Annotated in this window: 20 protein-coding genes and 1 pseudogene; 5 read left to right on the top strand and 16 right to left on the bottom strand. The window is 42.3% G+C overall.

The genetic code is table 11. The features are described from left to right. Positions 1–257: 257 nt before the first annotated feature. Both A3GI_RS11000 and A3GI_RS0109320 read left to right on the top strand, forming a co-directional pair. A pseudogene (locus tag A3GI_RS11000) lies at positions 258–596 on the top strand (hypothetical protein); the annotation flags it as partial. 16 nt (positions 597–612) lie between these two features. Beyond that, positions 613–1,206 carry a type 1 glutamine amidotransferase family protein gene (locus A3GI_RS0109320; RefSeq protein WP_370446002.1) on the top strand — a complete coding sequence of 198 codons (594 nt, stop codon included), beginning with the start codon at positions 613–615 and terminating at the stop codon, positions 1,204–1,206. Between the two features lie 382 nt (positions 1,207–1,588). Here A3GI_RS0109320 and A3GI_RS11920 read toward each other — a convergent pair whose 3' ends face one another. The 16 genes from A3GI_RS11920 to A3GI_RS0109230 all read right to left on the bottom strand — a co-directional run bounded on the left by A3GI_RS11920 (position 1,589) and on the right by A3GI_RS0109230 (position 23,076). Next, a complete protein-coding gene (locus tag A3GI_RS11920) occupies positions 1,589–1,714 on the bottom strand; it encodes a hypothetical protein (RefSeq protein WP_256592985.1) in 126 nt (41 codons plus the stop codon). Between the two features lie 23 nt (positions 1,715–1,737). Then, on the bottom strand, positions 1,738–4,290 hold the full coding sequence (locus A3GI_RS10995) for an adenosylcobalamin-dependent ribonucleoside-diphosphate reductase (RefSeq protein ID WP_018361184.1): 2,553 nt from the start codon (positions 4,288–4,290) through the stop codon (positions 1,738–1,740). Between the two features lie 746 nt (positions 4,291–5,036). Continuing rightward, positions 5,037–7,601 carry an endonuclease MutS2 gene (locus tag A3GI_RS0109300; RefSeq protein ID WP_040575353.1) on the bottom strand — a complete coding sequence of 855 codons (2,565 nt, stop codon included), beginning with the start codon at positions 7,599–7,601 and terminating at the stop codon, positions 5,037–5,039. Beyond that, positions 7,601–8,920 (bottom strand): RIP metalloprotease RseP, encoded by a 1,320-nt coding sequence (rseP, locus tag A3GI_RS0109295; protein ID WP_018361182.1) that lies wholly within the window; start codon positions 8,918–8,920, stop codon positions 7,601–7,603. The genes A3GI_RS0109300 and rseP overlap by 1 nt, the downstream gene beginning before the upstream one ends. A 21-nt stretch (positions 8,921–8,941) precedes the next feature. Beyond that, a complete protein-coding gene (locus A3GI_RS0109290) occupies positions 8,942–10,093 on the bottom strand; it encodes a 1-deoxy-D-xylulose-5-phosphate reductoisomerase (RefSeq protein WP_018361181.1) in 1,152 nt (383 codons plus the stop codon). After that, entirely contained in the window at positions 10,090–10,623 is a 534-nt protein-coding gene (gene rimM / locus A3GI_RS0109285; RefSeq protein WP_018361180.1) for a ribosome maturation factor RimM, read from the bottom strand. Before rimM ends, A3GI_RS0109290 begins: the two co-directional genes overlap by 4 nt. Further along, positions 10,620–11,933 (bottom strand): UDP-N-acetylglucosamine 1-carboxyvinyltransferase, encoded by a 1,314-nt coding sequence (gene murA / locus A3GI_RS0109280; protein WP_018361179.1) that lies wholly within the window; start codon positions 11,931–11,933, stop codon positions 10,620–10,622. Before murA ends, rimM begins: the two co-directional genes overlap by 4 nt. 27 nt (positions 11,934–11,960) lie before the next feature. After that, complete coding sequence (locus A3GI_RS0109275; RefSeq protein ID WP_018361178.1) at positions 11,961–12,566, bottom strand: DUF4290 domain-containing protein; 606 nt, start codon at positions 12,564–12,566, stop codon at positions 11,961–11,963. A 3-nt stretch (positions 12,567–12,569) separates the two neighbouring features. After that, on the bottom strand, positions 12,570–13,913 hold the full coding sequence (locus A3GI_RS0109270; protein WP_018361177.1) for a glucose-6-phosphate isomerase: 1,344 nt from the start codon (positions 13,911–13,913) through the stop codon (positions 12,570–12,572). A gap of 18 nt (positions 13,914–13,931) precedes the next feature. After that, on the bottom strand, positions 13,932–14,936 hold the full coding sequence (locus A3GI_RS0109265) for an NAD(P)H-dependent glycerol-3-phosphate dehydrogenase (RefSeq protein WP_018361176.1): 1,005 nt from the start codon (positions 14,934–14,936) through the stop codon (positions 13,932–13,934). 20 nt (positions 14,937–14,956) lie between these two features. Next, positions 14,957–16,684, bottom strand: coding sequence for a lysine--tRNA ligase (gene lysS / locus A3GI_RS0109260; protein ID WP_018361175.1), 1,728 nt, complete (start codon positions 16,682–16,684; stop codon positions 14,957–14,959). Between the two features lie 104 nt (positions 16,685–16,788). Then, positions 16,789–17,667 (bottom strand): nucleoside phosphorylase, encoded by an 879-nt coding sequence (locus A3GI_RS0109255; RefSeq protein ID WP_026216051.1) that lies wholly within the window; start codon positions 17,665–17,667, stop codon positions 16,789–16,791. Further along, the gene (locus tag A3GI_RS0109250; protein ID WP_154647834.1) at positions 17,660–18,976 is read right to left on the bottom strand and encodes a tetratricopeptide repeat protein; all 1,317 of its coding nucleotides are present in this window, start codon (positions 18,974–18,976) and stop codon (positions 17,660–17,662) included. The genes A3GI_RS0109255 and A3GI_RS0109250 overlap by 8 nt, the downstream gene beginning before the upstream one ends. 467 nt (positions 18,977–19,443) lie before the next feature. Beyond that, entirely contained in the window at positions 19,444–21,150 is a 1,707-nt protein-coding gene (locus A3GI_RS0109240; protein WP_018361171.1) for an acyl-CoA dehydrogenase family protein, read from the bottom strand. 4 nt (positions 21,151–21,154) lie between these two features. Beyond that, positions 21,155–22,174 (bottom strand): electron transfer flavoprotein subunit alpha/FixB family protein, encoded by a 1,020-nt coding sequence (locus tag A3GI_RS0109235; RefSeq protein WP_018361170.1) that lies wholly within the window; start codon positions 22,172–22,174, stop codon positions 21,155–21,157. A gap of 23 nt (positions 22,175–22,197) precedes the next feature. Beyond that, positions 22,198–23,076 (bottom strand): electron transfer flavoprotein subunit beta/FixA family protein, encoded by an 879-nt coding sequence (locus A3GI_RS0109230; RefSeq protein WP_018361169.1) that lies wholly within the window; start codon positions 23,074–23,076, stop codon positions 22,198–22,200. Between the two features lie 752 nt (positions 23,077–23,828). Here A3GI_RS0109230 and tsaD point away from each other — a divergent pair. From tsaD to A3GI_RS0109215, 3 genes are read left to right on the top strand one after another with little or no spacing between them, the layout of a single operon-like run. Next, a complete protein-coding gene (tsaD, locus tag A3GI_RS0109225; RefSeq protein WP_018361168.1) occupies positions 23,829–24,863 on the top strand; it encodes a tRNA (adenosine(37)-N6)-threonylcarbamoyltransferase complex transferase subunit TsaD in 1,035 nt (344 codons plus the stop codon). A 1-nt stretch (position 24,864) separates the two neighbouring features. Next, on the top strand, positions 24,865–25,377 hold the full coding sequence (locus tag A3GI_RS0109220; RefSeq protein ID WP_081612827.1) for a CinA family protein: 513 nt from the start codon (positions 24,865–24,867) through the stop codon (positions 25,375–25,377). Next, the gene (locus A3GI_RS0109215) at positions 25,374–26,804 is read left to right on the top strand and encodes a PDZ domain-containing protein (protein ID WP_018361166.1); all 1,431 of its coding nucleotides are present in this window, start codon (positions 25,374–25,376) and stop codon (positions 26,802–26,804) included. Before A3GI_RS0109220 ends, A3GI_RS0109215 begins: the two co-directional genes overlap by 4 nt. The last annotated feature ends 7 nt before the right edge of the window (positions 26,805–26,811 follow it).

The following is a 26,811-nucleotide window of genomic DNA, read 5'->3' as shown; positions in this document are numbered from 1 at the left end:
CGAATCTACAATGCTGTTGACCAGGCGCACAGGGTCATTGGCATCAATATCTTGACCAAGTTCTGCAGGAAATAGCAGGATGGGGTCGGATATGTAAGGACGAAAGTGTAACTTTGTATTCATTAAGTAATTGATATTTGCTAAGTTACTCAAACTTAGTGAACGAACGAAGCCCTAGCTTGTGAAAGTTGGGGCTTTGTCGTTGGATGAGGAATAAAAAAAGGAGGCTGCCCCAAAAATGAATTTTGACACAGCCCCGAGTATTGGACGGTACGGCTGTGCAAGACCTCTTTATCGTTCCCTCTCGTGAGGAACGCCTGAAAGATAAACAACCCGATGCCGAATACGGAACTACACTCCGCGTTTTCAATCCCAAGACTATGGCATGGGATATTTTCTACGGTTGTATGGGCGAGGCTATCCGACTGACCGCCAGAAAGGTCAGTGAAGAAATTATCCTGACCGAAAACACGACGAAGAAGATGAGGTATGTATTCTCCGACATAATGGCTTCTTCTTTTCTGTGGAGAAAAGAACGAATGGATGAGAACAACGAATGGCAAACCGTGGCGAAAGTGACGGCAGATAGAAAATAAAATAGATGTATTTATGATGAAACAGAAAGTTATATTTGTCTTGTTAAATGAATATACAGATTGGGAGGGAGCGTTCCTTTCCACGTCTCTTCATGTGGGAGTAGTACCGGGAAGTGAGATAAAGTACGAAGTTTATACCGCAGCTCCGACATTGGATGCAGTCCGTTCCATCGGTGGTTTAAGAACTTTGCCGGATTATTCTTTTGAGAATATGCCGAAAGATTATGTGGCTTTGGTACTTATTGGTGGCAACCGTTGGGATTCACCCGAAGCAGAACGTGTCGCCCCATTGGTTCAGGATGCGCTGGATAAAGGAAAAATCATTGGGGCAATATGCAACGGAGCTTCGTTTTTATGTTTGCACGGTTTCCTAAACGATGTAAAGCATACGGGCAACGGCCTTGACCAACTTAAAGAATGGGGTGGAGAAAAATACACAAACGAAGCAGGATATGTGGAAGCACAAGCCGTCAGTGACAAGAATATTGTTACTGCAAACGGTGTAGGACATTTGGAATTTACTCGTGAGATGCTTTTATTGCTGAAAGCCAATACTTCTGAGAAGATAGCCGGCTGGTATGACTTTTACAAGAATGGATTTGTAAAATAAAAGCGAATGGAGAAATAAGCATAGAGCCTGACAGACATTGGCTGGATTTTCAAAGATTGCCTTCTGTTGATTAAATGCAATGTGAACTATTTAGCATTGGCTTTTTGTTTCTTTTTGAGCCGTTTCAACTCACTGTCAAAAGTAACGAGGTGTTTTTCATCGGGGTTTCTTTGCTGCTTTCTTTGTACGCCCTAAACTCACGAAAGAAAGGAGGGAGTGTGTCAAAACATGGAATTGGGAGAAGTTTCCTTTCATATCGATAGTTATCCCCCTTCTAATCAAATAAAACAATCGCTATCATTGAGTTTTCAGCTCTTTGATAGCGATTGTTCTTTACAAATGATAGTTGATTTAGGGAGAATGGAGTTTTGACACAGCCCCTTTACTCTGTCTGTTCTTCTTGAATGGTTATCTGCATCGTCCTTACATTGGGGTGAGTGGAGAAAGCCCGATTTACCTCCTCATCGGGCAAGGTGCTGTGAATGTTTCCGCCCACATTACCTGCCACCCATTAGTATTTCTATTACGGCCTTATCCGCATTTAGATGTACCGCAATTTGTACAAAGCAGACAACCTTCCTGATAAATCAGTGTTTTCTGGTGGCAGTTCGGACACTCCTGTCCCTGAGCTTCAGCACCAACGGGCAGATATTTTCTGAGAGCACGCTCTACACCGTTTTTCCATGTATTAATAGATTCATCATTCAAAGACATTCCCTGCACAAGGTTTACAACCTGTTCGATTGGCATACCATAGCGTAATACACCGCTGATAAACTTTGCATAGTTCCAGTATTCGGGGTTGAACTTTCCATCCAAACCTTCAATAGTCATTTTGAATCCTCTTTTATTGCGAAACTGGAAATCGTAGTGTTTTGTGCCGTCGTCTTCATACGTTCTGATGATTTTGCCGGAAGAAACGCTCTTGGGAACCATAATACCTTCGTCATCGTCGGCAATACCGGTGAAAATTTCATACGGTCGTCCGTCCTTAAGCCCGACGAAAGCAATCCATTTTTCTTTATTATTTTGGAATCTGACAACGTCTGCATCCAAAGAACGAGGACGTTTAATCGGATCTGTTCTGTCTGCCATAGACGGATTTTCGGATGTTGCGGATCCGTCTTTTTTCTTTTTATCGGTACTGATCAAAACACCGCTTCTTGAGCCGTCTCTGTATACGGTACAGCCTTTACATCCGTTTTTCCATGCTTCTACATATAATGTGTTGACCAACTCTTCTGAAACATCTTCCGGCAGATTGATTGTGACACTGATGGAGTGGTCTACCCATTTTTGCATTCGCCCCTGCATCTTGACTTTGGCCACCCAATCCACATCATTTGCCGTGGCATGGAAGTAAGGACTTTTTGCTACCAGATCATCCAATTCGCCGGACGTGTATTTTTTCTTTGTATCGAATCCGTTGATTTCCATCCATGTGATGAACTTCGGGTGATATACGATGAATTCTTCAAAACTGTCGCCGACTTCATCTACATAATCTATCGCAGCATTTTGATCATTCGGATTTACCTTGCGTCTTCTTTTATAGACAGGCATAAATACCGGTTCTATACCGCTGGAGGTTTGTGTCATCAGGCTGGTCGAACCGGTGGGTGCTATCGTCAGGCAGGCTATGTTGCGTCTGCCATGTTTTATCATCTCTTTATACAGCTCCGGATCAGCCTCCTTCAGACGCAGGATGAAAGGATTTTTTTCTTCTCGTTTACTGTCGTAGATTTCAAATTTTCCACGTTCTTTGGCCATCTGCACGGAGCTCCTGTAAGCCGAAAGGGCTAATGTCTTTTGTACTTTCTCTGCAAATGCCGTAGCTTCATCGGAGCCGTAGCGCAATCCCATGGCAGCAATCATATCGCCTTCGGCCGTTATGCCTACACCGGTACGACGTCCTTTCAGAGTCTTATCCTGTATTTTGTGCCATAAGTGTATTTCCGATCCTTTTATTTCCTCACTTTCCGGATCGGAATCGATTTTTTTGAGTATCTGTTCGATTTTTTCACTCTCCAAATCGATGATATCGTCCATTATTCTTTGAGCCAGACCAACATGTTTTTCAAACAGTTCGAAATCGAATTCCGCCCAGGGCGTAAATGGATTTTTAACGTAAGAGTATAAGTTGATGGCTAAAAGTCTGCAGCTGTCATAAGGGCAAAGCGGAATTTCACCGCATGGATTGGTGGAAACGGTTCTAAAGCCTAAATCTGCATAGCAGTCCGGTATACTTTCTTTCAATACGGTGTCCCAAAATAAAACCCCCGGTTCGGCACTTTTCCAGGCATTATGAATAATTTTTTCCCAAAGCCGGCGTGCTTCGATATTTTTTGAATACATTGGTTTGTCTGAATCGATAGGGTATTGCTGCGTGTAGGGTTTGTTGTCTACCACAGCTTTCATAAACTCATCATCAATTTTTACCGATACGTTTGCTCCCGTCACTTTCCCTTCTGTCATCTTGGCATCTATAAAACTTTCGCTGTCGGGGTGTTTGATGGATACGGATAACATAAGGGCGCCACGTCGACCATCCTGTGCAACTTCTCTGGTGGAGTTCGAGTAACGCTCCATAAACGGAACCAGACCCGTAGAAGTGAGTGCCGAGTTTTTTACGGGAGAGCCGCTCGGGCGTATGTGGGATAAGTCGTGCCCCACACCTCCGCGTCTTTTCATCAACTGTACTTGCTCTTCATCAATCTTGATTACAGCACCGTATGAATCGGCAGGACCATCCAATCCTATGACAAAACAGTTGGAAAGTGAGGCTATTTGGAAATTATTGCCAATCCCCGTCATCGGGCTGCCTTGAGGTACAATATACTTAAAATGATCAAATAGAGAGAAAAGCTCTTCGTGAGAGAGGGGGTTAGGGTATTTTTTCTCTATCCGGGCTACTTCGGCAGCCAAACGGTGGTGCATATCGGCCGGAGTAAGTTCATAAATATTGCCCTGACTGTCTTTAAGGGCATATTTCGTAGCCCAAACTTTTGCAGCTAGCTCGTCTCCTCCGAAGTATTCCACCGTTGCAGTGTAAACATCGTCAAATTTATAAATCTTTTTGTCCATAGCTTGTGTCGTAAAGTGACAAATGTTTCTGTGTTTGATTCTGTAAACAAAGATAGAATTTAATTTATTGGGAAACTATTGTACTTGTAAAGTTTTCCAAAACATTGTCTTAAGTACTTAAAATACTGTGTTTTATGTTTTCAACAGTATACCAAAAGTTGTCTATATCGGAAATCTTTTTTTCTTGTCCGATTAATTTTATTAACTGTTTATATATACAAACAGCTTTGCTTTATCTATTTTTTATTTTTTCGGATTTCGTTTTTTCCTGATATTTTAAGCCACTGAAATTATTTATCTGATGGTTGAAAATTATTCAGGCAATAAATAAAAATCCGTAGCCTGATGGATTTTCAACGAAGTTAACTTGGATCTTTTTTCTTTGCCTGAATAATTTTCAACCGTCAGGCAGAATTTTTTTCAGTACACCTCAGAGAATTTCGGTACACGTCAAATTTTTCTTGGATGGGGAAAGTAGACGGAAAAAATCAAGGAGATGGTTTCAGGAAGATATTGTTTCCTATAATAAAAATTAAGACAGTGTGTGATCATGCACAAATTACTGCGTTGCTTGTGACATTCGTCTTCGGTCACGTACTTCGGTGTGCTCCTTTGAGTTTCAGTGTTAGCGCCTTGTACTTTACCGGATTCTGACACATTTGAAAGGGGCTGTGTCAAAATGTATTTTTGACACAGTCCCCTCGAAGTATGTTCGTTTATTTATGAGAGACAGGTAATGTGAAGTATTATTCCAGATCAACTACTGTAATACCGGCCCCTCCGAACTGTACATGTTCATCGGCGTATTTTCTTACGGAACCGACTCCTGCCAAATACTCCCTGATAGCCATACGCAAAGCCCCGGTGCCTGTTCCATGCAGAATACGCACACGGGAGATGCCGAGTTGTATGGCATCATCGATAAAATAGGATACGCTTTGTACTGCTTCGTTGGCACGCATGCCCCTGACATCGAGGTCTTGTTTGAAGTGAAGCCGTTTTTCGTGAATCTGATCTACGATCATCTTGGCACCGGCTATCGGTGTCGAAGGCTTTTGCAAGCTTTTCTTTTCTTCGGAGACAGCATGGTGCAGTCTCGTCAATGGCACATAGCTTTTTATAATACCTCCCATACTGATAAGGGCTGTATCATCTTTCATTTCAAGGATACTGCCAACAGCTTTTTGTCCGGATATACGTACGGCATCACCCACCTTAAACGGTTTTTGTTTTTCCAGAGGGGGATTTTCTATCGTTTCTTTGACAGTTACGGATTCATCCGTCTGCTTGTTTTTCTTCTGCTGTTTACGTTTTTCACGTCGTTTGATTTTCTCCAATTCACGCCGATACTTTTCTTCCTTAATATGTAGATCAGCAGTTTCTTCCAGAGCCAATTCCTTTTCATAGCTGTTCAACCGGGCACGTATGAGGCGCGTTCTTTCTTTTTCGGCTTCGGCTTCTTTAATCTCACGTATGGTCCGTTCGATCTCTTTACCGGATTGTTTGATGATTTCCCGTGCTTCATCCCTGGCTTCGGATAATATCTTCTTTGTTTCGCTATCGATTGTTTCGATTTTCCGGGAATACTCACCGGTCAGTTCTTCCAATCTCTTTTCCTCCCTCCGGATATTAGCTCTTTTTTGTTCCCAATACCTTTTGTCACGAACAATATCTTGAAGGAATTTATCCATGTTTACATAATCGGTTCCGACAATGTCGGTAGCTTCTTGTATGACATTTTCGGGCAAACCGATTTTTCGAGCTATTTCAATGGCAAAAGAACTCCCCGGACGACCTGTTTCCAGCTTAAAAAGCGGTTGCAGGCGATGCCGGTCGTACAGCATGGCTCCGTTAATAATTCCCGGAGTTTCTTCGGCAAACGTTTTGAGGTTCTGAAAGTGGGTCGTAACGACGCCGAAAGCCTCCGACTTATTAAACTGATTAAGAAGAGACTGGGCGATGGCTCCACCTATCTGCGGTTCCGTTCCGCTACCGAACTCATCAATCAGGATAAGAGTACGTTCGTCGGCAATCTTTACGAATTGTTTCATATTAGCCAAATGTGAACTGTAAGTACTCAAATCGTCTTCTATACTCTGTTCATCTCCAATATCGATGCAAAGATTGGAGAAGATACCGCATCGGGAATTGGCGTCGAGAGGCAAAAGCAGCCCGCTTTGCAGCATCAGCTGCAACAAACCTACGGTTTTAAGGCATACCGATTTCCCTCCTGCATTAGGTCCGCTGATCACTAAAAATCTCGATTTCGGTTCTTCGAGTGTAATGTCGAGCGGTACTATGGCTCTGCCATGTTGTTTGAGGCTGCGCTCCAATAGCGGATGTCTGCACTGTTGCCAACGGATAAGCGGTTTATCGGTAACTTGCGGTAAAACGGCACTCATGGATTGTGCCAATTTGGCCTTGGCACGAATAAAATCCAGTAGTCCCAAAATACGAACGCCATCCAACAGCTGTTTCAGGTTAGGCCTCAATTTATCCGCTACACCCGTTAATATCTTGATGATTTCCCGGCGTTCTTCTGCTTCCAACTCCCGGATCATGTTGTTCGCCTCGACAATTTCGGCCGGCTCCACATAGACCGTTTTCCCGGTGGCCGATTCATCATATACGATTCCCTTGAGTTTACGTTTATGTTCCGGCGGGAGGGGAATGACCAACCGTCCATCTCTCAAGGCCGGGTGAACATCTGCATCTATCCAGCCGGCTTCCTTTGCCTGCCGTGCGATTCTTCGTATTGCACCGCTGATACTCTGCTCCACATTCCTTAACTCTCGTCTGATTCGATAGAGTTCTTTACTGGCGTTGTCGGCAATCTGTTGCTCTTCATTGAATAGAGCTCTGATGGACACTGCCGTTTTGGGAAGAGAAGGGGCATCCTGCACGATCTGAGCCAACTCCGGAAATTCGTATTTTTCTGTTATATCATCAGCCGATTTCGTATTATCCGTAGAAAGTATGGTTTTTCTGAAATCCTCCAAGCTATCCAGCATATTGGCAACCATAAGCAGCTCGGATTCTTCCATATACGTACCCTGCGGTCGAATGGCATGAAGTGCGTACCGGCAGTCGTCGGTACACAAATAAGGTATGTGCCGGTCTCCGCTCATCAAACGGAGCATCTGGTCTGTTTGCTTGAGATTCAGGGAAATTTCTCCGAAATCGGAAGAAGCCGTTAATGCAGCAGCGAGTTCTTTACCCATAGGACTACCCGCAGCATCTTGCAATAATTGCTTTATTTCAGTGAAATTTATTTTCTGTTCGTAATTATTTGGAAAAAGGGAAGCAATCATTATCGAATTAAAAATCTCACAACGTCATTGGCATTGGCATAGAGAATAAGAATCAATAGAAGAATCATACCGACTATCTGAGCCTTGATCATAAAAGATTCACTCACCTTACGACCGGTAAACATTTCATAAAGAAGAAACATAATATGTCCTCCGTCCAATGCCGGAATTGGCAACAGGTTCATAACAGCCAGAATAATGGAAATGAGAGCTGTGATATTCCAGAAAAGAAACCAGTTGAATTGTTTTGGAAAAAGACTGCCGATGGTGCCGAAGCCACCGATCTGGCTTGCGCCTTCTTTGGTGAAAACATATTTCATATCACCGACATAGCTACGAATCGTATTCACTCCCTGTTTGATGCCGGCCGGAATCGCTGTTAATAAATTGTATTTTATTTTGGAGACAGGATAAATTTCAGTTAAATGTTTAAGCTGTACGCCGATAATGCCGGTAGAATCGACTTGTACCCGATAATCGCGTATCGCTCCTTTTGAACTCATTGTCAGGGTGATACTGTTATTGGATAGGGTTTGAAGCATTTTCTGCGCATCGCGTATGTCCGGCGTTTGAGTTCCATTGACAGCGATTAAACTGTCTCCGGGCATAATGCCGGCTGCAGAGGCAGGACTGTTTGGAAAAACACTGTCCACAACAAAAGGCATTTGTGGGGTGAGGACGCCTTGTTGGGTACGCAGTACGCGTTTCATCATATCTTCCGGTATGCGGATGTCTACTTTTTCTTCCCCTCTTAATACCTGAACATAACGCGCACCGATAACCTTACGGGTAAAATTCTGTTGATCTAATACATCTTCTTTCTCCCCGTCTATACTCAGAATAATATCTCCATCCTGAAAACCGATGTCTTTCGCTACCGGGGCAAAAGCCATGCCGGAATGCACGAGGTCTGAAGTAAGTTCAACCCGTCCCCAATGATACGAAATGCCGGCATAAATGAAAATGGCCAAAATAACGTTGAAAAGGACTCCGCCGAACATAATAAAAAAACGTTGCCATGCAGGCTTGGATCTGAATTCTTCTTTTGAAGGTTCTCGTTTCATCTGTTCCGTATCCAACGATTCGTCTATCATGCCGGATATTTTGCAGTATCCGCCTAAAGGAAGCCAACCGATTCCGAATTCAGTACTGCTATTTTTGGGCTTATACCGGAACAGAGCTTTACCTCCGGCATCGAAAAACAGGTAAAACTTATCGACTTTGACTCCGAAAATACGAGCCATGATATAGTGCCCTAACTCATGAACGAACACAAGCAGGGATAAGGATGCCAATAATTGAATAACGATACTCAACATATAGATTTATTATAAGGCTTTTTACAATGTATGGATAATCTTTCTGGCCAAGGCCCGGACTTCGGTATCTGTTTGTATCAATTCATTCAAATTGGCTTTCTCGATATGTGAATATTTCGACATACAACGCTCCAACAATTTACTCATTGAAACAAAAGAGATTTGTTCGGCCAGGAATGCACTTACTGCAACTTCATTGGCAGCATTAAGCGCACAAGTAGCATTCCCTCCTTTTCTTAAAGCTTCATAAGCCATGGCCAGATTAGGAAATTTCACCGTATCCGGTTTTTGAAAGGTAAGCGGTTGGGCAGTCAAATCGATACGCGGATAATCGTTGGGAATACGATGGGTAAGTCCCAAAGCATAACCTATGGGAAGTCTCATATCAGGGATACCTAATTGTGCTTTTACGGCACCATCCGAATATTGAACCATGGAGTGAACAATGCTTTGCGGGTGAACCAACACCTCTATCTGATTTGGTGACATATCGAACAGCCAATGTGCTTCGATGACTTCAAATCCCTTATTCATCATGGAAGCAGAATCAATAGTTACCTTTGCTCCCATACTCCAGTTCGGATGTTTAAGAGCAGAATCTATCGTTACTTTTTCCATTTCTTTTGGGGTATGATTCAGAAATGGTCCTCCGGACGCTGTAAGTATCAGCTTCTCCGGTTTACAGTGTTCGCCCACGAGACATTGAAAAATGGCAGAATGCTCTGAATCCACCGGAATGATATTGACACGGTGTTTCTCCGCCTCATGCATGACTAATTCTCCAGCAACGACGAGTGTCTCTTTATTGGCCAAACCGATTGTCTTCCCGGCTTTAATGGCGCTAAGGGTAGGCAACAGTCCCGAATAACCGACCATGGCGGCGATAACGATATGGATCGGTTCCGCCTGCACAGCCTCACTGATGGCTTCACTGCCGCTCCACACCTTGATGGGGAGGTCGCATAATGCTTCTTTGACGATGGGGTAGTATTGCGGATTTGCTATTACTACAGCATCAGGCATAAACTCACGCGCCTGTTCGATTAAAAGAGTATAGTTGTTATTTGCTGTAAGCAAGTGAGCAGAAAGTTTATCCGGGTTTGAACGGATAATATCTAAAGTTTGGGTCCCGATCGAGCCAGTTGAGCCGAGAACGGCAATATTTTTTATCATAAATCAAGTAATCCCTCCGGAATTATCATATAGATGCAACCATTGTCTTGATCGACTTTCGTTACATTCTCCGGTATAATCGGGATTAAAATTTCTTTGTTACAATTATTCCGAACAACAAACAGGGTATTGGCTGTACTGTCTTCAATATCTATAATTTGTCCGATAGGTGTTCCGTTATCATCAAAAAAATTATAGTTTATAAAAAAACGCCAGTCGGTTATCAGGTCTTCTGAAACATCCTCTAAATATTCTTTGGACAACCATACCCGCAAACCCTGTAATTTGCCCGCTTCTTCTTTGGTGTCTATTTTGTGAAACTTCAACAGAGACAACTCTGCTCCTTTGGGTCTGTAACTTTCCAATCTGAAAGGAACTAAAAGTTTATTTATCTCAAGCATCAAAAAGAGTTTGTCTTCCTCTTCGATCAATTCCGAAAGATCAACATTCAGATCGGCTGTTATTTCCCCTCTGACACCATGAATCTTTCCTAAGAAACCTATCTGCTGAAAATCTTTTTGTTCAATCATATATCGCCCAATCTCGATATTCTTGCACCCAAAGCATTCAACCGGGAATCGATATTCTGATATCCGCGGTCTATCTGTTCTATATTATGGATAATGCTGGTTCCGTCTGCGCTCATGGCCGCAATCAGGAGTGCGATACCTGCACGAATATCGGGTGAAACCATGGTCGATGCTTTCAACCGGTGTTTTTTGCCCAGTCCGATTACGGTGGCTCTGTGCGGGTCGCACAAGATAATCTGTGCACCCATATCGATCAGTTTATCCACGAAAAACAAGCGGCTTTCAAACATTTTCTGATGGATAAGTACGCTTCCGGTCGCCTGTGTTGCTACGACTAAGAAGACACTGAGGAGGTCCGGTGTTAAGCCCGGCCAGGGAGCATCGGCAATAGTCATAATCGATCCGTCCATAAAGGTTTCGATCTCGTAATGATCATGAGCCGGTATATGCAGATCATCTCCTTTTTGATTGACAGTAATGCCTAATCGACGAAACTGAGCCGGGATAATTCCCAAATCAGGAATGGAAACATCTTTAATTGTCAGATCCGAAGCTGTGATGGCAGCCATACCGATAAAGCTGCCGACTTCAATCATATCGGGCAACAAACGGTGAGAAGCTCCTTCTAATTTTTCAACACCTGTAATTTTCAAAAGATTGGAACCGATACCTTCTATCCGGGCTCCCATATTCACCAATAACTTACAAAGTTGCTGAAGATAAGGTTCGCACGCCGCATTATATATGGTTGTTTGACCTGCTGCCATTACTGCTGCCATTACGATATTTGCCGTACCGGTTACGGAAGCCTCATCCAAAAGCATGTAAGTGCCTTTTAGATGTTTTCCTTCCAGCTCATAGGCGTGAATAGCAGTATTGTATTCGCATTTGGCACCTAAAGCCTGAATACCTACGAGGTGCGTGTCCAATCTCCGACGGCCGATCTTGTCTCCTCCCGGTTTAGGAAAGATGGCATATCCGAAGCGTGCAATTAACGGACCTACCAACAATACAGAACCGCGAAGGGCACGACTTTTTTGCAGAAATGCAGGAGATTTAATAAACTCTACATCGATATCGTCAGCCTGAAAAGAATAAGTCGAATCGTCGATTTTCTTGACTTTAACCCCGAGATTTCTTAATAAATCGATGAGGTTATTAACATCCAATATATTCGGGATATTATGAATAGTAACGATTTCAGAAGTCAAAAGGGTAGCAGAGATGATTTGTAACGCTTCATTTTTTGCCCCTTGCGGTGTTATAGTTCCATTCAAACTATAACCTCCTTCTATCACGTAAGATGCCATAAATCAGATGTTATATAATTAAAACTTTTATCCTTTTCTCTTAAAACGAAGACGTTTTTTATTCGTAGGTTTATTGCCCTCTGTTGCTTTTGCTTCAGTAGGCAGAACGCAGTCGACCGGACTCAGAAGGAGTTTCCCATCCGAAAGATCGAACAGATCTCGAAAGATCACAACATCCTCCACCGTATTTTTATTCCAGATTATATACGAACGCTTCATTTGAGCCGCAATATATTTGGCCAGTTCGATTCGTTCGGGGCTATCCTCCATTTCACATGCCTTTTCGACCAACTGTTGTACAATATTGCCGTAAAAACGGTATTTGATATTGTGAATATTGTACTCCATTTTACATGGCTTGCTCTTCGCCTGTTCTTCCGTTATGGTACCTTCCGGAAAATCTATATCGAGTTTGAAATCGGACATGATAGCCAAGTGATCCCAATAAACCTTATCGCTCTGGGTTATCGTTCTTCTTTCCGGTGAAATATCGTGCATTGTCCGTATTATCGTCCGGGCACAATGGTTGCGCTGCTCACGATCTTCCAGAGACAAACAGTAATCAACCATATTTTGAACGTTCCGGCCATACTCGGGCATGGCCAGCGCCGATTGATTGTTATTGTATTTCATAAATTATAGACGCTTTAGAATTTGCTCTGTTTCTTTTTCATATCCGGGTTTCTTCAGAAGTGCAAACATATTGTTTTTATAAGCCTCCACCCCCGGCTGGTTAAATGGGTTAACCTGAAGCATATATCCGCTTATTCCCACGGCCATTTCAAAAAAATAAAATAACTGACCGATATAATATTCGTTTAATTGAGGCAGTCGTATTACGATATTCGGAACGCCACCGTCAACATGAGCCAATCTCGTTCCCAATTCGGCCATTTTGTTAACCTCATCCACTCTTTTCCCGGCAAGATAGTTCAGACCATCCAAATTTTCTTCATCAGAAGGAATATTCAACGTATGATTGGGAACATCTATACTGATTACCGTTTCAAAAATAGAACGCTCTCCCTCCTGAATCCACTGTCCCATGGAATGAAGGTCTGTGGTCAAATCTACAGCAGCATTAAAAATACCTTTATAATCTTTCCCTTCACTTTCTCCGAAGAGTTGCTTCCACCATTCTCCGATATAATGCAATTTAGGATGAAAGTTTGCGAGGATTTCGATCTTTTTCCCTTTTCTATATAGAGCATTCCGGGCTGCAGCATACTGGGCTGAAAGGTTTTCTTCATAGGAGTTTTGCAACCCAACCGAATGGCTCATATCCCGAGCACCCTTAATAAGCTTGGAAATATCAAACCCTGCTATACATATCGGCAATAAACCCACCGGGGTAAGTACGGAAAAACGTCCACCCACATTGTCCGGGATAATATAGGATTTATATTCTTCTTTATTGACCAAAGTCCGTAATGCTCCTTTTTTCTCATCAGTGATGGCAACAATCAGTTTTTTTGCTGCTTCTTTCCCTACTTGCTCTTCCAATAGTTTTTTTAGAAACCTGAAAGCTATTGCCGGCTCTGTGGTTGTTCCCGATTTAGAAATATTGATTATACCAAATCTTTTTCCTTTCAGGAAATTGAGCATTTCTGTCAAATAATCTTCGCCGATGTTTTGACCTGCAAAAAGCATAATAGGGCAGTCATGTTTACTTTTGTAACTTTCAAAACTGTCCGACAATGCCTCAATAACGGCTTTAGCACCAAGGTAACTGCCGCCGATGCCGATACTTACAACGTAGTCACATTCTGCACGGAATATCTTCGCTGTGTTTTGTATGTCCGTCAAAAAACTCTCCGTTGTTTCCTCCGGAAGAGTAAGCCACCCCAGATAATCATTGCCGGGTCCTTTTCCGGAGAACAGCTTTTCTATGCTTTTCTCGGTTTCGGGCTTTAAGGCCTCCACTTCCGCACGGGTTACAACATTATAAATATTGCTTAAATCTAATCTTAAAGTATTCATGTGTCAATTTTAGTATCGTTACTTAAATAATTTAGCCAAGTCCGTCATCGTTTCTTTCGCCGGTGCTTTTTCATAGATAATCTTGTATACGGCATTCATAATGGGCATATTGACCTGATAACGTTTATTAAGCTCCTTAATACATTTGGAACCGTAATATCCCTCTGCAATCATATTCATTTCCATTTGCGCAGCCTTAACGCTGTATCCGCGACCGATCATATTACCGAAGGTACGATTACGGCTGAAATTGGAATATGCCGTTACCAGTAAATCGCCCAGATATACAGATTCCGTGATATCGCGTTTTACAAGGTGAACGGTATTTACAAAATTACTCATCTCATAAAGAGCATTGGAAATAAGAACAGACTGGAAATTGTCTCCATAATTCAATCCGTTACAAATTCCTGCAGCTATGGCATAGATATTCTTTAGAACAGAAGCATATTCGATACCTACCACATCATAACTGATCGAACATTTTACGAAGTTGTTTTGCAGTATGGAAGACAGGAGTTCCGCTTTTTTTATGTCGAAGCAACCAACCGTTAGATAAGACATGCGCTCTTTTGCCACTTCTTCGGCATGGCACGGCCCTGCCACTACACCTATATTTTCGGGTGGTACTTCATGAACAAGTTGTAAATAGTCCGACACCAATATGTTTTCATCCGGCACGACACCCTTAATAGCATTAATGATTAATTTACCCTTGAAACCGGAACTTCTAACTCTCTTCAAAAACTGTTTGATGAATGGAGATGGCACAACAAGGAAGATTGTGTCAGATGCTCGAAAAAAAGAATTGATATCGGAGTCCGAATAAAAATGAATTCGGTTAATATCAAATTTTACACCGGTTAGATAGTTGGGGTTATGCCCTAAATCTTTGAATTGCTCTACATTCTTAGATTTACGCACATACCAGTTAATCTCTTTCTGAGAAGCTAATAAAATCTTGGCCAAAGCTGTAGCCCAACTGCCACTGCCCAATATGCCAATTTTTCCAACTCCTTCCATCTCGTATTTTTATTCTATGCTTATGCGTTTAGCCAATTGGATACAATATCGATATTCAAGGCATCAAGCTCTAATTTGTATTTCTTTTTCACATCCATAAGAGCTTGTAATAGTCTGCCGGGTTTCTCTTTTTCAGCCAAAACCGCTTCCACAGTGGGATAACCGGCTTTGTAAACAACCGGTACCCATTCCTCCGGAATGCCGATAGTCATAAACTTTTCTTTAGGATCTCTGGCTACTGTTTTTTCCGGTTTCATTTGCGGAAAGAATAAAACCTCCTGTATGCTTTCCTGTCCGGTCAACAACATTGCCAGACGATCCATACCGATACCCATACCACTTGTAGGAGGCATACCGTATTCCAGTGCCCTAAGAAAATCCTGGTCGATGTACATAGCTTCATCATCTCCTTTCTCAGACAACTTAAGCTGTTCTTCAAAACGTTCCCTTTGATCCAATGGATCGTTTAACTCGGAGTAAGCATTGGCCAATTCCTTGCCATTTACCATCAATTCGAAACGTTCGGTAAGTTCCGGGTTATTACGATGCTTTTTCGTAAGCGGAGACATCTCGATGGGGTAATCTATAATAAATGTGGGCTGTATGTACTTGCCCTCACATTTTTCACCGAATATTTCATCGATAAGCTTTCCTTTTCCCATGGTCTCGTCAACCTCGATGTTCAACTTTTTGCAAACATTCCGAAGCTCTTCTTCGTTCATTCCTCCGATATCGATACCGGTATGCTCCTTGATCGCATCTATCATGGTTATACGAGGATACGGGGCCTTGAAGTCGATAGTCTGAGAGCCCACTTTAACCTGTGTTGTGCCCAACACTTGAACAGCAATATATTCAAGCATCTGTTCCGTAAAGCTCATCATCCAGTTGTAGTCTTTGTATGCAACGTAAATCTCCATTGCTGTAAACTCCGGGTTGTGAGTGCGGTCCATGCCCTCATTGCGAAAGTTACGGCTAAATTCATAGACACCATCAAATCCTCCAACGATAAGTCTTTTCAAATAAAGCTCATTGGCAATACGGAGATACAAAGGAACATCCAATGTATTATGATGCGTTATGAAAGGGCGAGCGGCGGCTCCTCCAGGAATAGGTTGCAATATGGGTGTTTCAACCTCAATGTAGCCATGATCGTTGAAAAACGTTCTCATTGAGTTGAACATCTTTGTTCTTTTGATAAAGATCTCTTTTACCTGATCGTTCACAATCAAATCCACATAACGCTGACGATAGCGTTGTTCGGGATCCGAAAAACCATCATAGGTTACGCCGTCTTTGACCTTTACCACCGGTAGAGGACGAAGGCTTTTGGAAAGGAATGTTATTTTCTGTGCATGAATAGATATTTCGCCCATCTTCGTTCTGAACACGAAACCTTCCACTCCGATGAAATCGCCGATATCCATCAATTTTTTTACAACATCGTTGTACAGATATTTATTTTCATCAGGGCAGATATCATCCCTTGTTATATAGATCTGTATTCTTCCCCAGGCATCCTGAAGTTCCAGAAAAGAGGCTTTCCCCATAATTCTCCGGCTCATTACGCGGCCGGCAACGCTCACTGTACGCTGAGGGGCATCTTCCTGAAAATTTTCGATAATCTCTTTCGATTGAGCCGTTACCGTAAATTCGGCTGCGGGGTAGGGGTCTATATGATTTTCTTTCAAAGCCTCCAAGCTTTGGCGTCTGATGATTTCCTGTTCACTTAATTCTAAGATGTTCATATATATTATGCGCTATGTATGATAACCGACAGGTCTGCAGATGCCAACCTGTCTTGCAAGTTACTAATCTTTATACAAAGATAGTGTGTTTATTGGGCTTCTCTTTATATACGGTCCAATACTGTTTTAATCAGTCCTTCTATGCTGCCCTTATAATCCGTATTCATCTTTTCCGCCACGCGGCCGGCAATGATGCAACAAACAGTCATTGCTTTATGTCCCATGAGGGCAGAAAGACCTGCTAAAGAAGAGCTCTCCATTTCAAAGTTCGTTATCTTCAGTCCATTATAATCGAAAGCTTCGATCTTTTTATTCAGATCCGGATCTTGCAATGCTAATCTTAACTGACGTCCCTGAGGACCATAAAAACCATTTGCAGCTATTGTGTTGCCTCTAATAATATCCGACCGGGTAATTTGCTCTATCAAAGCGGCATCCGAAGAAACGGCATAAGGCTTTAATCCTTCAATCTTCCATTCGAGCTGCTTTATCAATTGCTCTTCAAACGCCAAATCTCTAATCTTTGAAGAGTCTGCATAGAAATACAGTACACCGTCAAAACCGATACTTCTTTCCGCAGCGACGTAAGTTCCGATAGGTACTTCCGGCTGTAAACCTCCCGAAGTTCCTACACGTACCATCGTAAGCTGGCGAAATTCTTTTTTGATTTGTCTTGTTGAAAAATCGATATTCGCCAAAGCATCCAATTCATTGATAACAATATCGATATTGTCGGTTCCTATTCCATGACTGAGTGCTGTTATCCGTTTGCCTTTGTATGTTCCGGTAACGGTATGAAACTCCCGGTTTGTTATACTGCATTCCGTTGTTTCAAAATGAGAGGCTATCCGGTCTACACGTGCCGGATCGCCACACATAATAATTTTATCCGCAAGCTGTTCCGGTTTTAAGTGCAGATGAAATATGGAACCGTCTGAATTGATAATCAGTTCAGAGGGTGGGATTATTCTTTGATTATTCATTGTTTTTTTCATTATTATCGTTTGACAATTCAGTGTTTCGTATTTCTTTCAGTAGCAGATCGTATTGAACTCTTATTTTATCCAATTGTATTTCCCGTTGCAGTATATTCGAACGCATGGTCTCTTTTTTAGCGGCCGGTGCATTGTTGTATTCGGTTCTCAGAAAATCCAGATTCGATGAAATCAAATCTTTATGTTCATTTAGCTCCTGTAGCTGTTTGAATAGATTTTTTGCTTTCGAACTTTTGAAATCCGACCATTGGGTATATGTTTTGCCCTGACCTAAAACAAACGAGAAATCTTCCTTATCCTTTTTCTTTTCGTTTGTTTCGTTATATTTCATTTCTCCCGCTTCTTGAGTGGCAGCAATCGATAGCCATGAAGCCCATAGTCTTTTAATGTCTCTATTGTCTGTGGCGATGGGAGTGTTGCTTTCATTAGGAATAAAAGTATAGATGCAAACACTGTCGGGATGACAGAAACGATCACTCACCAGTGTTCCCCTGTTTTTCACCTCATCGTACGCCAGTAAATAATCGTTATAAGGCGAATTATACGGCATTCCCATCAATGTCGGACTAAGAAAAGATTCATCATTTAGATTGCGCCTTGTCATATAAAGGTCATAACCGCCCAATCCCTCCGTACTTTCACGGGCAAAAATAAGTGTAAGGCCATCCTGTTTAAGTATAGGAAAGTTTTCATTCTCTGCCGTATTCAGAGCATCTATTGCCTGCGGTTCAGACCATTCGTTGCCTATAAAGCTTTGCCGGTAAATATTCTGATTGCTTGTAATACTGTCTCCATCATTGGCCGCAAAAAGGGCATAGCTGTTGTGTCCGTTTACAAACCGTGAGGTAAAAATCGGTTTATCTTCTTTATTTTGAATGGCCAGACTGCCATCTCCCTTATGAAAGGAGATGTTATTTATAAAATATTTTTTAGGAACAACTGTACTGTCGACCACAGTGATACGTTCCGTATTATCCAAAAACTTGGTAGCCAGTTGAAGCCTTTTTCCCAATGCTTTCGCTTCTTCAGCAGGTTGAGATTTCCGTCTCAGCAGTTTGAAGTATTTTTTCAGCTGCTCTTCACTCTTATCAAACTGATAAGACAGGTAATAAGCTTTGGCTAATTCCAATGCCCCTTTTTCCCCCATTCTCGGTGCTGTTTCTTCTAAAAAAGGAATAGCTTCGGACAGATTTCCCATTTTAAGATGAAGCGAACCTAACAAATACTTGGTGTTTTTATCTGCAGGTTTTCCGGATAACTTTTGTATAGCTTCCTGATATCTGTGCTGTTCGATCATTTCATTTATAGCAGTCTCTGTTTTTTGCTCTTGGGCTTGTATCCGAAAAGAACCGGAAAACAGAAAAGAAATTCCAACAAGCAGAATAATAAAGAGTGCGGGGTTGGCTCTTAAATACATATTTGTACCGTTAATTGTTTTTATCGTTTGAAAACGAAACCTGTTAAATATCGAAATGCTATCGTGAAAAACTCGGTTCAAATCGTTTTTCCGGTAAACATTTCCTGAGTTTTATAGAGTTTGTTTCAACCTTTTTACCGTATCTCTTTTCGTTATTTTTGAGAGATACATATATGATAATGACCGGCCCGGGAAACAAACAGAGAACAAAGAAAAAGTCTTTGATCATTCAAGTTTTATACAGGCCGCTCACAAGCTCTTTTGTAAAGATACACAATATCGACTTAGAAGCATAAAAAAGCCTCGAGTAAATAAACTACCCGAGGCTTTTTTGATTACGGTATCAATCAGTTGTGGCGATAATATGCCATATCTTCATCGTTAAACTGTTCGATAAAACCGATATGTTTGTCAAATTCCCCTTCGGCATACCGAATAAAAACATTGGCCGATTTATCGAACATACTGTCACGAGATCCATCACGAACCAATAGATGTCCCATTAATGTATATGCAGCCATTTCAACCAGTCTACGCGACATGAAGTCCAGCAATTCCTGATCTTTCTTTTCTGTAATTTGAGTTACGGCCAAAGCATATCTTTCTGCCAGTTTACGCAAACGGACCATCAGATTTTGCATTTCGGGCTTAACCTCGTTCTGCTCCATCTCTTTCATAATCTCCAGATAAGTACCGTTCGTAACATATCTGATGGCAGCAACCACTTGCAATTGAGTTGTTCCTTCGTAGATGGAAGTGATACGAACATCGCGGTGCAATCTTTCGCATGCGTAATCTTTCATAAAGCCGGAGCCGCCATGCACCTGCACGCAATCATATACATTTTGATTGGCAAACTCGCTGCCGATACCTTTAGCCAGAGGGGTGAAGCTGTCCGCCCATTTTGCATATTTCTTGTTCTCGGCACGTTCTTCCGGTGTCAGTTTACGTTCTTTAGCTATATCGTCCAAAACTTTATACATATCCACATAACGTGAAGTTTCATATAGCAAAGCACGAGAAGCATCCAGTTTTGTTTTGATGTTAGTAAGCATTTCGGCCACGGCAGGAATATCGATAATGGCTTTGCCGAACTGTCTGCGCTCACGGGCATAGCTGAGCGCCTCATTATAAGCAGCCTGAGAGATACCTACACTTTGAGCAGAAATACCCAAACGTGCCCCATTCATCAGGGCCATGACGTATTTGATGAGACCCAGTTTACGGCTACCCACCAATTCCGCTTTGGCATTTTTGAATGTCAACTCACAGGCCGGCACGCCTTTGATACCCATTTTATTTTCGATGCGTCTTACATCCACGCCACCGTTGCGCTTGTCGTAAATAAACATAGATAAACCGCGACCATCGTGAGTACCTTCTTCCGAACGAGCCAAAACAAGGTGTATATCGGAATCTCCATTGGTAATAAAACGTTTAACTCCGTTGAGATACCAGCAATCTTCTTCCTCGTTATAAGTCGCTTTGAGCATTACGGCTTGCAGGTCCGAACCGGCATCCGGTTCTGTCAAGTCCATAGACATTGTATCCCCATTGCAGGCACGAGTGATGTATTTTTGTTTTTGCTCTTCGGAACCGAATTCATAAATCGTTTCGGCACAATCTTGCAAGCCCCATAAATTTTCGAAGCCGGCATCGCTTCTGCTGACAATATCTGCCGCCATCATATAGGGAACGATAGGAAAATTCAAACCACCCAGACGGCGTGGCATAGAGATACCGTTAAGCCCGGCTTTTTTTGTGGCTTCCAGATTTTCGATAGTACCCTTAGGCAAAACGGCACGTTTGTTTTCTACGTGGCAACCGTCCAAATCTACCTGTTCTGCATTCGGGGCAATAATATTGGCGCAAATGTCTCCCACCTCCTGCAAAACTCTCTCATAGCTATCCATGGCATCCTCAAAGTCCACTGGAGCATAATCGTATTGATCTTTATCCGCAAAGTTGCGCTCTTTGAGCTCAACAATACGTTTCATGAGCGGATCATTCAAATGAAACCGCAATTCCGGAGTGTCTGTATAGAAATTTGCCATGATTTTACTTGGAGTTTTGTTTATAATATTTAATCATCTTGGGAACGACGTCTTCGATGTTCCCCCGGATAACATAGTCGGCTATGGCATTGATCGGAGCTTCGGGATCATTATTGATAGAGATGATGATACCGCTGTCCTGCATACCCGATACGTGTTGTATCTGTCCTGAAATGCCGCATGCTATATACAGTTTCGGCCTTACGGTGAGTCCCGTTTGTCCGATTTGTCTGTCATGAGAGGCAAACCCGGCATCTACAGCCGCACGGCTTGCACCCACTTCAGCATTAAGAACTTTGGCCAGATCGAAAAGAAGATCGAAATTTTCTTTAGAACCTACACCGTATCCTCCTGCAACGATAATAGGAGCCTCTGCCAAATGATTTTTTGCCGTTTCCACATGGCGATCGAGAACTTTTACCACAAAATCCTTATCTGAAACAAAATCATTGACATTGTGTTTCGTTACGATTCCCTGATAGTTCGGGTCATAAACTTCTTTCTTCATGACACCCTGGCGCACCGTAGCCATCTGCGGGCGGTTTTTGGGGTTCACAATCGTTGCTACGATATTTCCCCCGAATGCCGGTCTGATCTGATAGAGCAGGTTTTTGTAAACGACTCCGTCTTTCTTTTCGTCGAAATCTCCGATTTCAAGAGATGTACAGTCAGCTGTCAGACCGCTGATAAGGGTCGAGGAAACACGAGGACCCAGATCACGACCGATAACGGTAGCCCCCATCAGGCAGATCTGAGGCTTCTCTTGTGTAAACAGTTTCTCTAAAATAGCTGTGTGGGGTAGAGATGTATAAGGATACAAGCGGGCGTCATCGAAAAGGTGAACGTGATCCACGCCGTAGGGTAAAATCTGTTTTTCTATTCCGTCCAGATTGTTTCCGGCTACGATTGCTTCCAATTTGCAGCCCAACTGATTGGCCAAAGAGCGACCTTTGGTAAGAAGTTCCAAACTTACTTCGGCTATCACACCTTCGTGGAACTCGCAATATACAAATAAGTTATTCATCTAAGTTTTCTGTATTTATGGGCTTAGCCTATAGTATGATTTTGAATCAATTCTTTCATCAACCCTTCGATATCGCTGTCCAAGCCTGTCAGGGTTTTACTCTCTTTTGCCTGGAATACGATATTTTGTACCGTTTTAACCTTTGTGGGCGATCCGGAAAGACCGCACTGTTCCACATCGGCATTGACATCGGCAACGCTCCATTCTTCCAAATTGAGATAAGGCCGCTGCTCATACAATGAAGGATATTTCAGTTCTTGCTGTTCTTTCTTCTCAGAAGGGGTGAGTGCATATTTATATTTTTGAATCAACTTTGCCACACGCGGTCTGCAGGGTGCAGCCGAGTTGTTAACGGTTATAACGGCAGGAAGAGGGCATTCCACCGTTTCAACTCCTCCGTCTATGTGTCTCCTTACCCGAACTTTTTTATCATCGGCGATACTGAGTATTTCTTCTGCATACGTAATTTGCGGGATACCCAGTTTTTGTGCCACCTGAGGACCAACTTGTGCCGTATCTCCATCGATAGCCTGGCGGCCCCCTATAATAATGTCATAATTACCGATCTTACGTATAGCCATGGACAAGGCATACGAGGTTGCCAAAGTGTCTGCTCCGGCAAAAGCTCTGTCTGTTAATAAATATCCGGAGTCGGCCCCTCTGAAAAGACCTTCGCGGATAATATCTGCAGCACGTCCCGGACCCATTGTCAACAAAGTGACGGTACTTCCCGGATTTTGGTCTTTAATTCTCAAAGCCTGCTCTAAAGCATTCAAGTCTTCAGGATTAAAAATAGCGGGAAGAACTGCGCGGTTGACCGTTCCGTCCGCTTTCATTGCATCCTTGCCAACATTGCGAGTGTCCGGCACTTGCTTTGCCAATACAACGATCTTAAAATTCATATAATTCAAGTTTTAATTTTGCCACTTAAAAGTTAGCAATACAATATTACTAAGTAGTGCAAATATAAGCAAAGGATTGGAATTGCACACAAATAGAATAAATGTGCATCTCTTTTAATTCTATTATTATATCGAACAAAGTTCGGGAGCTATTGTCTCTGTCCGATTTTCATAAATTCAAAAAAACTATTGTAATTGTAAAATTGAGTCTGTTTGATTCTTTTTGCAATGTGCTGTAACGAATGGTTTTAACAAATTTATTTTTATATCGGGCATTGCACGAAAATTCTCTGCCTGACGGTTGAAAATTCTTCAGGCAAAGAAAAAAAATCCAAGTTAACTTGGATAAAAAACCGTCAGGCAGAGAATTTTTACTTTTCCACCGATTTTTGAAATCCTTTCTTTTGATTGGTATAACAGTTTTATTTTCAATTGCTTATGTTTTAGCATGATTTTCTTTTCGGTTTCAAGCTTGCGTTTCCTGTCTTATTTATCCTTATGTAAAAGTTCGGATTACTATTGACGGTGTTCATCATGCGCAAATTGCAGTGTCGCTTGCGATATTCGTCTTCGGCCATGTTTCACAGTACGCACCTTTGAACCTCCATCTTAGCGCCTTGTACTTTACACATTCTGACGTACCTGAAAGGGGCTGTGCCAAAAATGAATTTTGAGACAGCCCGATCACCTGCAACGATGCAGTTGGTTTAAGTGCGATTATTTCGTTAATTTGCTAAATAATCAAAGAATCAATGACAGTAGATCATAACAATGTTATCATATTGGGCATAGAAAGCAGCTGTGACGATACCAGTGCTGCTGTGCTCAAAGGGCATACGCTATTAAGTAATGTAACGGCAAGTCAGGCCGTACACAATGCGTACGGAGGGGTGGTACCAGAATTGGCGTCACGCGCCCATCAACAAAATATCATTCCCGTTGTCAGCGAAGCTATAAAACGGGCTAATCTTACGAAGAACGATATCGATGCCATAGCCTTTACACGTGGTCCCGGACTTTTAGGTTCTCTGCTGGTAGGTACGAGTTTCGCGAAGGGGCTGGCTACGTCTCTTAATATTCCTTTAATCGAGGTCAACCATTTGCAGGCACATGTTCTGGCGCATTTTATAGAAGAAGAGGGTGAGGAGCACCGCTCTCCCGAATTCCCTTTTCTATGCCTTTTAGTTTCAGGTGGCAATTCTCAGATACTGCTGATAAAATCGCCTTATGAAATGGAAATGATCGGGCAAACCATCGATGATGCAGCCGGTGAGGCTTTTGACAAATGTGCCAAGGTAATGGGATTGGGATACCCCGGAGGGCCTGTTATCAACAAACTGGCCAATGCGGGTAACCCGTATGCTTTCGATTTTGCAAGACCTCATGTGCCGGGATACGATTACAGCTTTAGCGGTCTGAAAACATCTTTTCTATACACCTTGCGCGATGCGTTGAAAGAAGATCCGGATTTTGTGGAAAAAAACAAAGAAGATCTGGCAGCATCACTTCAGTATACCGTAATCGATATTCTGATGAAAAAACTGCAAAAAGCAGCAAAAGATTTGAAAATCAATCATGTGGCTGTAGCCGGAGGAGTATCGGCAAATACCGGCTTGAGAGATGCTTTTCTGGACTATGCACGGCGTTATAAATGGCATGTTTATATTCCTAAATTTGCCTATACGACAGATAATGCTGCCATGGTTGCCATGAGTGGATATTATAAGTATTTGAATAACGATTTTTGCTCTTTAGAGGCTGTTCCTTTCGCCCGGGTTATAGTGTAGTATGATGAAAACAACAGTGATAGAAGTTCTGAATACTGCGCTTTCCATACAGTTGATGAAGTATGGTCTTAAGATCGGAACGGCGGAGAGCTGTACGGGGGGAATGATTGGAAATACGCTGGCTTCTATTGCCGGGGCTTCGCGTTATTATGCCGGCTCTATCGTTTCATATTCCGAAGATGTTAAGCAGAGTATTTTAGGTGTACATGAAGATACATTGGCACGATATACGGCCGTTTCATCACAAGTTGCGGAAGAAATGGCCAAAGGTGTTTTTAAGCTGTTGAGAACCGACGTGGCTATCAGTACGACCGGCTATGCAGGACCTTCAGGGGGCACGGAAGTAAATCCTGTGGGTACGGTTTATTCCACAATCGATCTTAACGGAAAACTCTATACATACCGGTTGTTTTTTACCGGTAGCAGGCAACACATTATAGAAGAGACTACAATATTCATACTGAGAAAACTAATTGAAATTATACGCAATCAACTTAAACAATCAGCACAATGAAAAGAAAAACGTATAAATTACTGTTTGTAATAATCGCACTTTTAACAATTGCAGGTACGATCCGGGCACAAAAGAAACAAAGTTCGGAAGCCGTATGCAAATTGGGATTGCAGTATCAGCGCAGCCATGTGGCAAGCTGGGGAAAAGGCTATCCGGTTGTTATTTCCATTATGCCTAACAGCTCCGCAGAAAAAGCCGGAGTAAAGGAGCAGGATATTATCATGGAAGTCGATGGTGAAAATACCGTAAAACTTTCCGATGAATTGCTTAATAATATGTTATCGGATACGGGCAAATCACATCAATTAAAAATCAAGAATAAAAGGCATGATGCTTTTGAGACGATTGTGACGCATGATTGCAAACCTGCCGGCGCTTTGACCGAGCGTCAAATGGCAGAGGCATTCGCTTTCTACAGTTTGGAGGATATGAATGAAAGGAGGTTGACCTATCCGTTCGTTTATCAAATCGATCAGTCTTTCGATTTGCTGAATGTTTCCACGTTTGCCTTTGCACAGTCTGCATCTGAGAATAAAGTTCGTGATGAGAAAATAAACAAACACATTGCAAACAGGCTTATTGCCCTGGGTATGCGTGAAAATACTTCAAACCCTGATATCATCATCGATAATTACTATACGATGAAACCGAACACCCAAATTCTGCCCGTACCTGATATGCCGAGTAATTCCTGGCGATACAATTTCAATACGGCGCAAATGGATGACCTGCCTCTATTGCCTCTTGGCATACCTGCCTCTGCCGCTCCTTATGAAATGAAACTGGGGATAAGATTTGCCAATGCAAAAAATAAGAGTCAAATCGTATGGAAGTGTGAAGCGCGCGAACTTTTGTCGCAATCTTTGAGTGTAGAAACTTATGCCGAGTATACAGTGCCTGTCATGATGCTCGAGTATCCGTTTGTGAGAACGGCCAAATTTCCCACTTACAGGTTCGGTATTCACCGGTATAATTACACCGGCATTCTTTATGATAAAAATGATTTGAGTCTTATTGCAGACGTAGAGTCAGACTCTCCTGCTTTCAAATCCGGATTGAGAAAAGGTGATCGAATTCTGAAAATCAACGGTATTCCCATGAAAAAGACAAATGCCCGCGGACTATCGGAAGATTATATTAAATTTATTGACGACACGAATCAATATCGTGATCTTAGACGTGAGTTTACGAATAGCGACAGACTTGCACACTGCAGGTATTGGAACCCCAATTATTATAAAAACGTCGCTAAAGAATTTAATAGGAAAAAATACAATACCGTATTTGCTTACCTTTTCTTCTTTCGTCCGTATATAAATAAGACAGAGAAAAACGAACTGGTGTTTGAAGTGATGCGTGAAGGCAATGAAATTCCAGTGATCGTGAAGCCTGTAAAAATGGAAGAGTCTGTAATTATTCCCGATTGATAAGATA

Source organism: Porphyromonas macacae DSM 20710 = JCM 13914, assembly GCF_000379945.1.
In the GTDB taxonomy this organism is placed as follows: domain Bacteria; phylum Bacteroidota; class Bacteroidia; order Bacteroidales; family Porphyromonadaceae; genus Porphyromonas; species Porphyromonas macacae.
The sequence above is the reverse complement of the archived record's forward strand: the minus strand, read 5'-3'. Positions and strand labels throughout refer to the sequence as shown.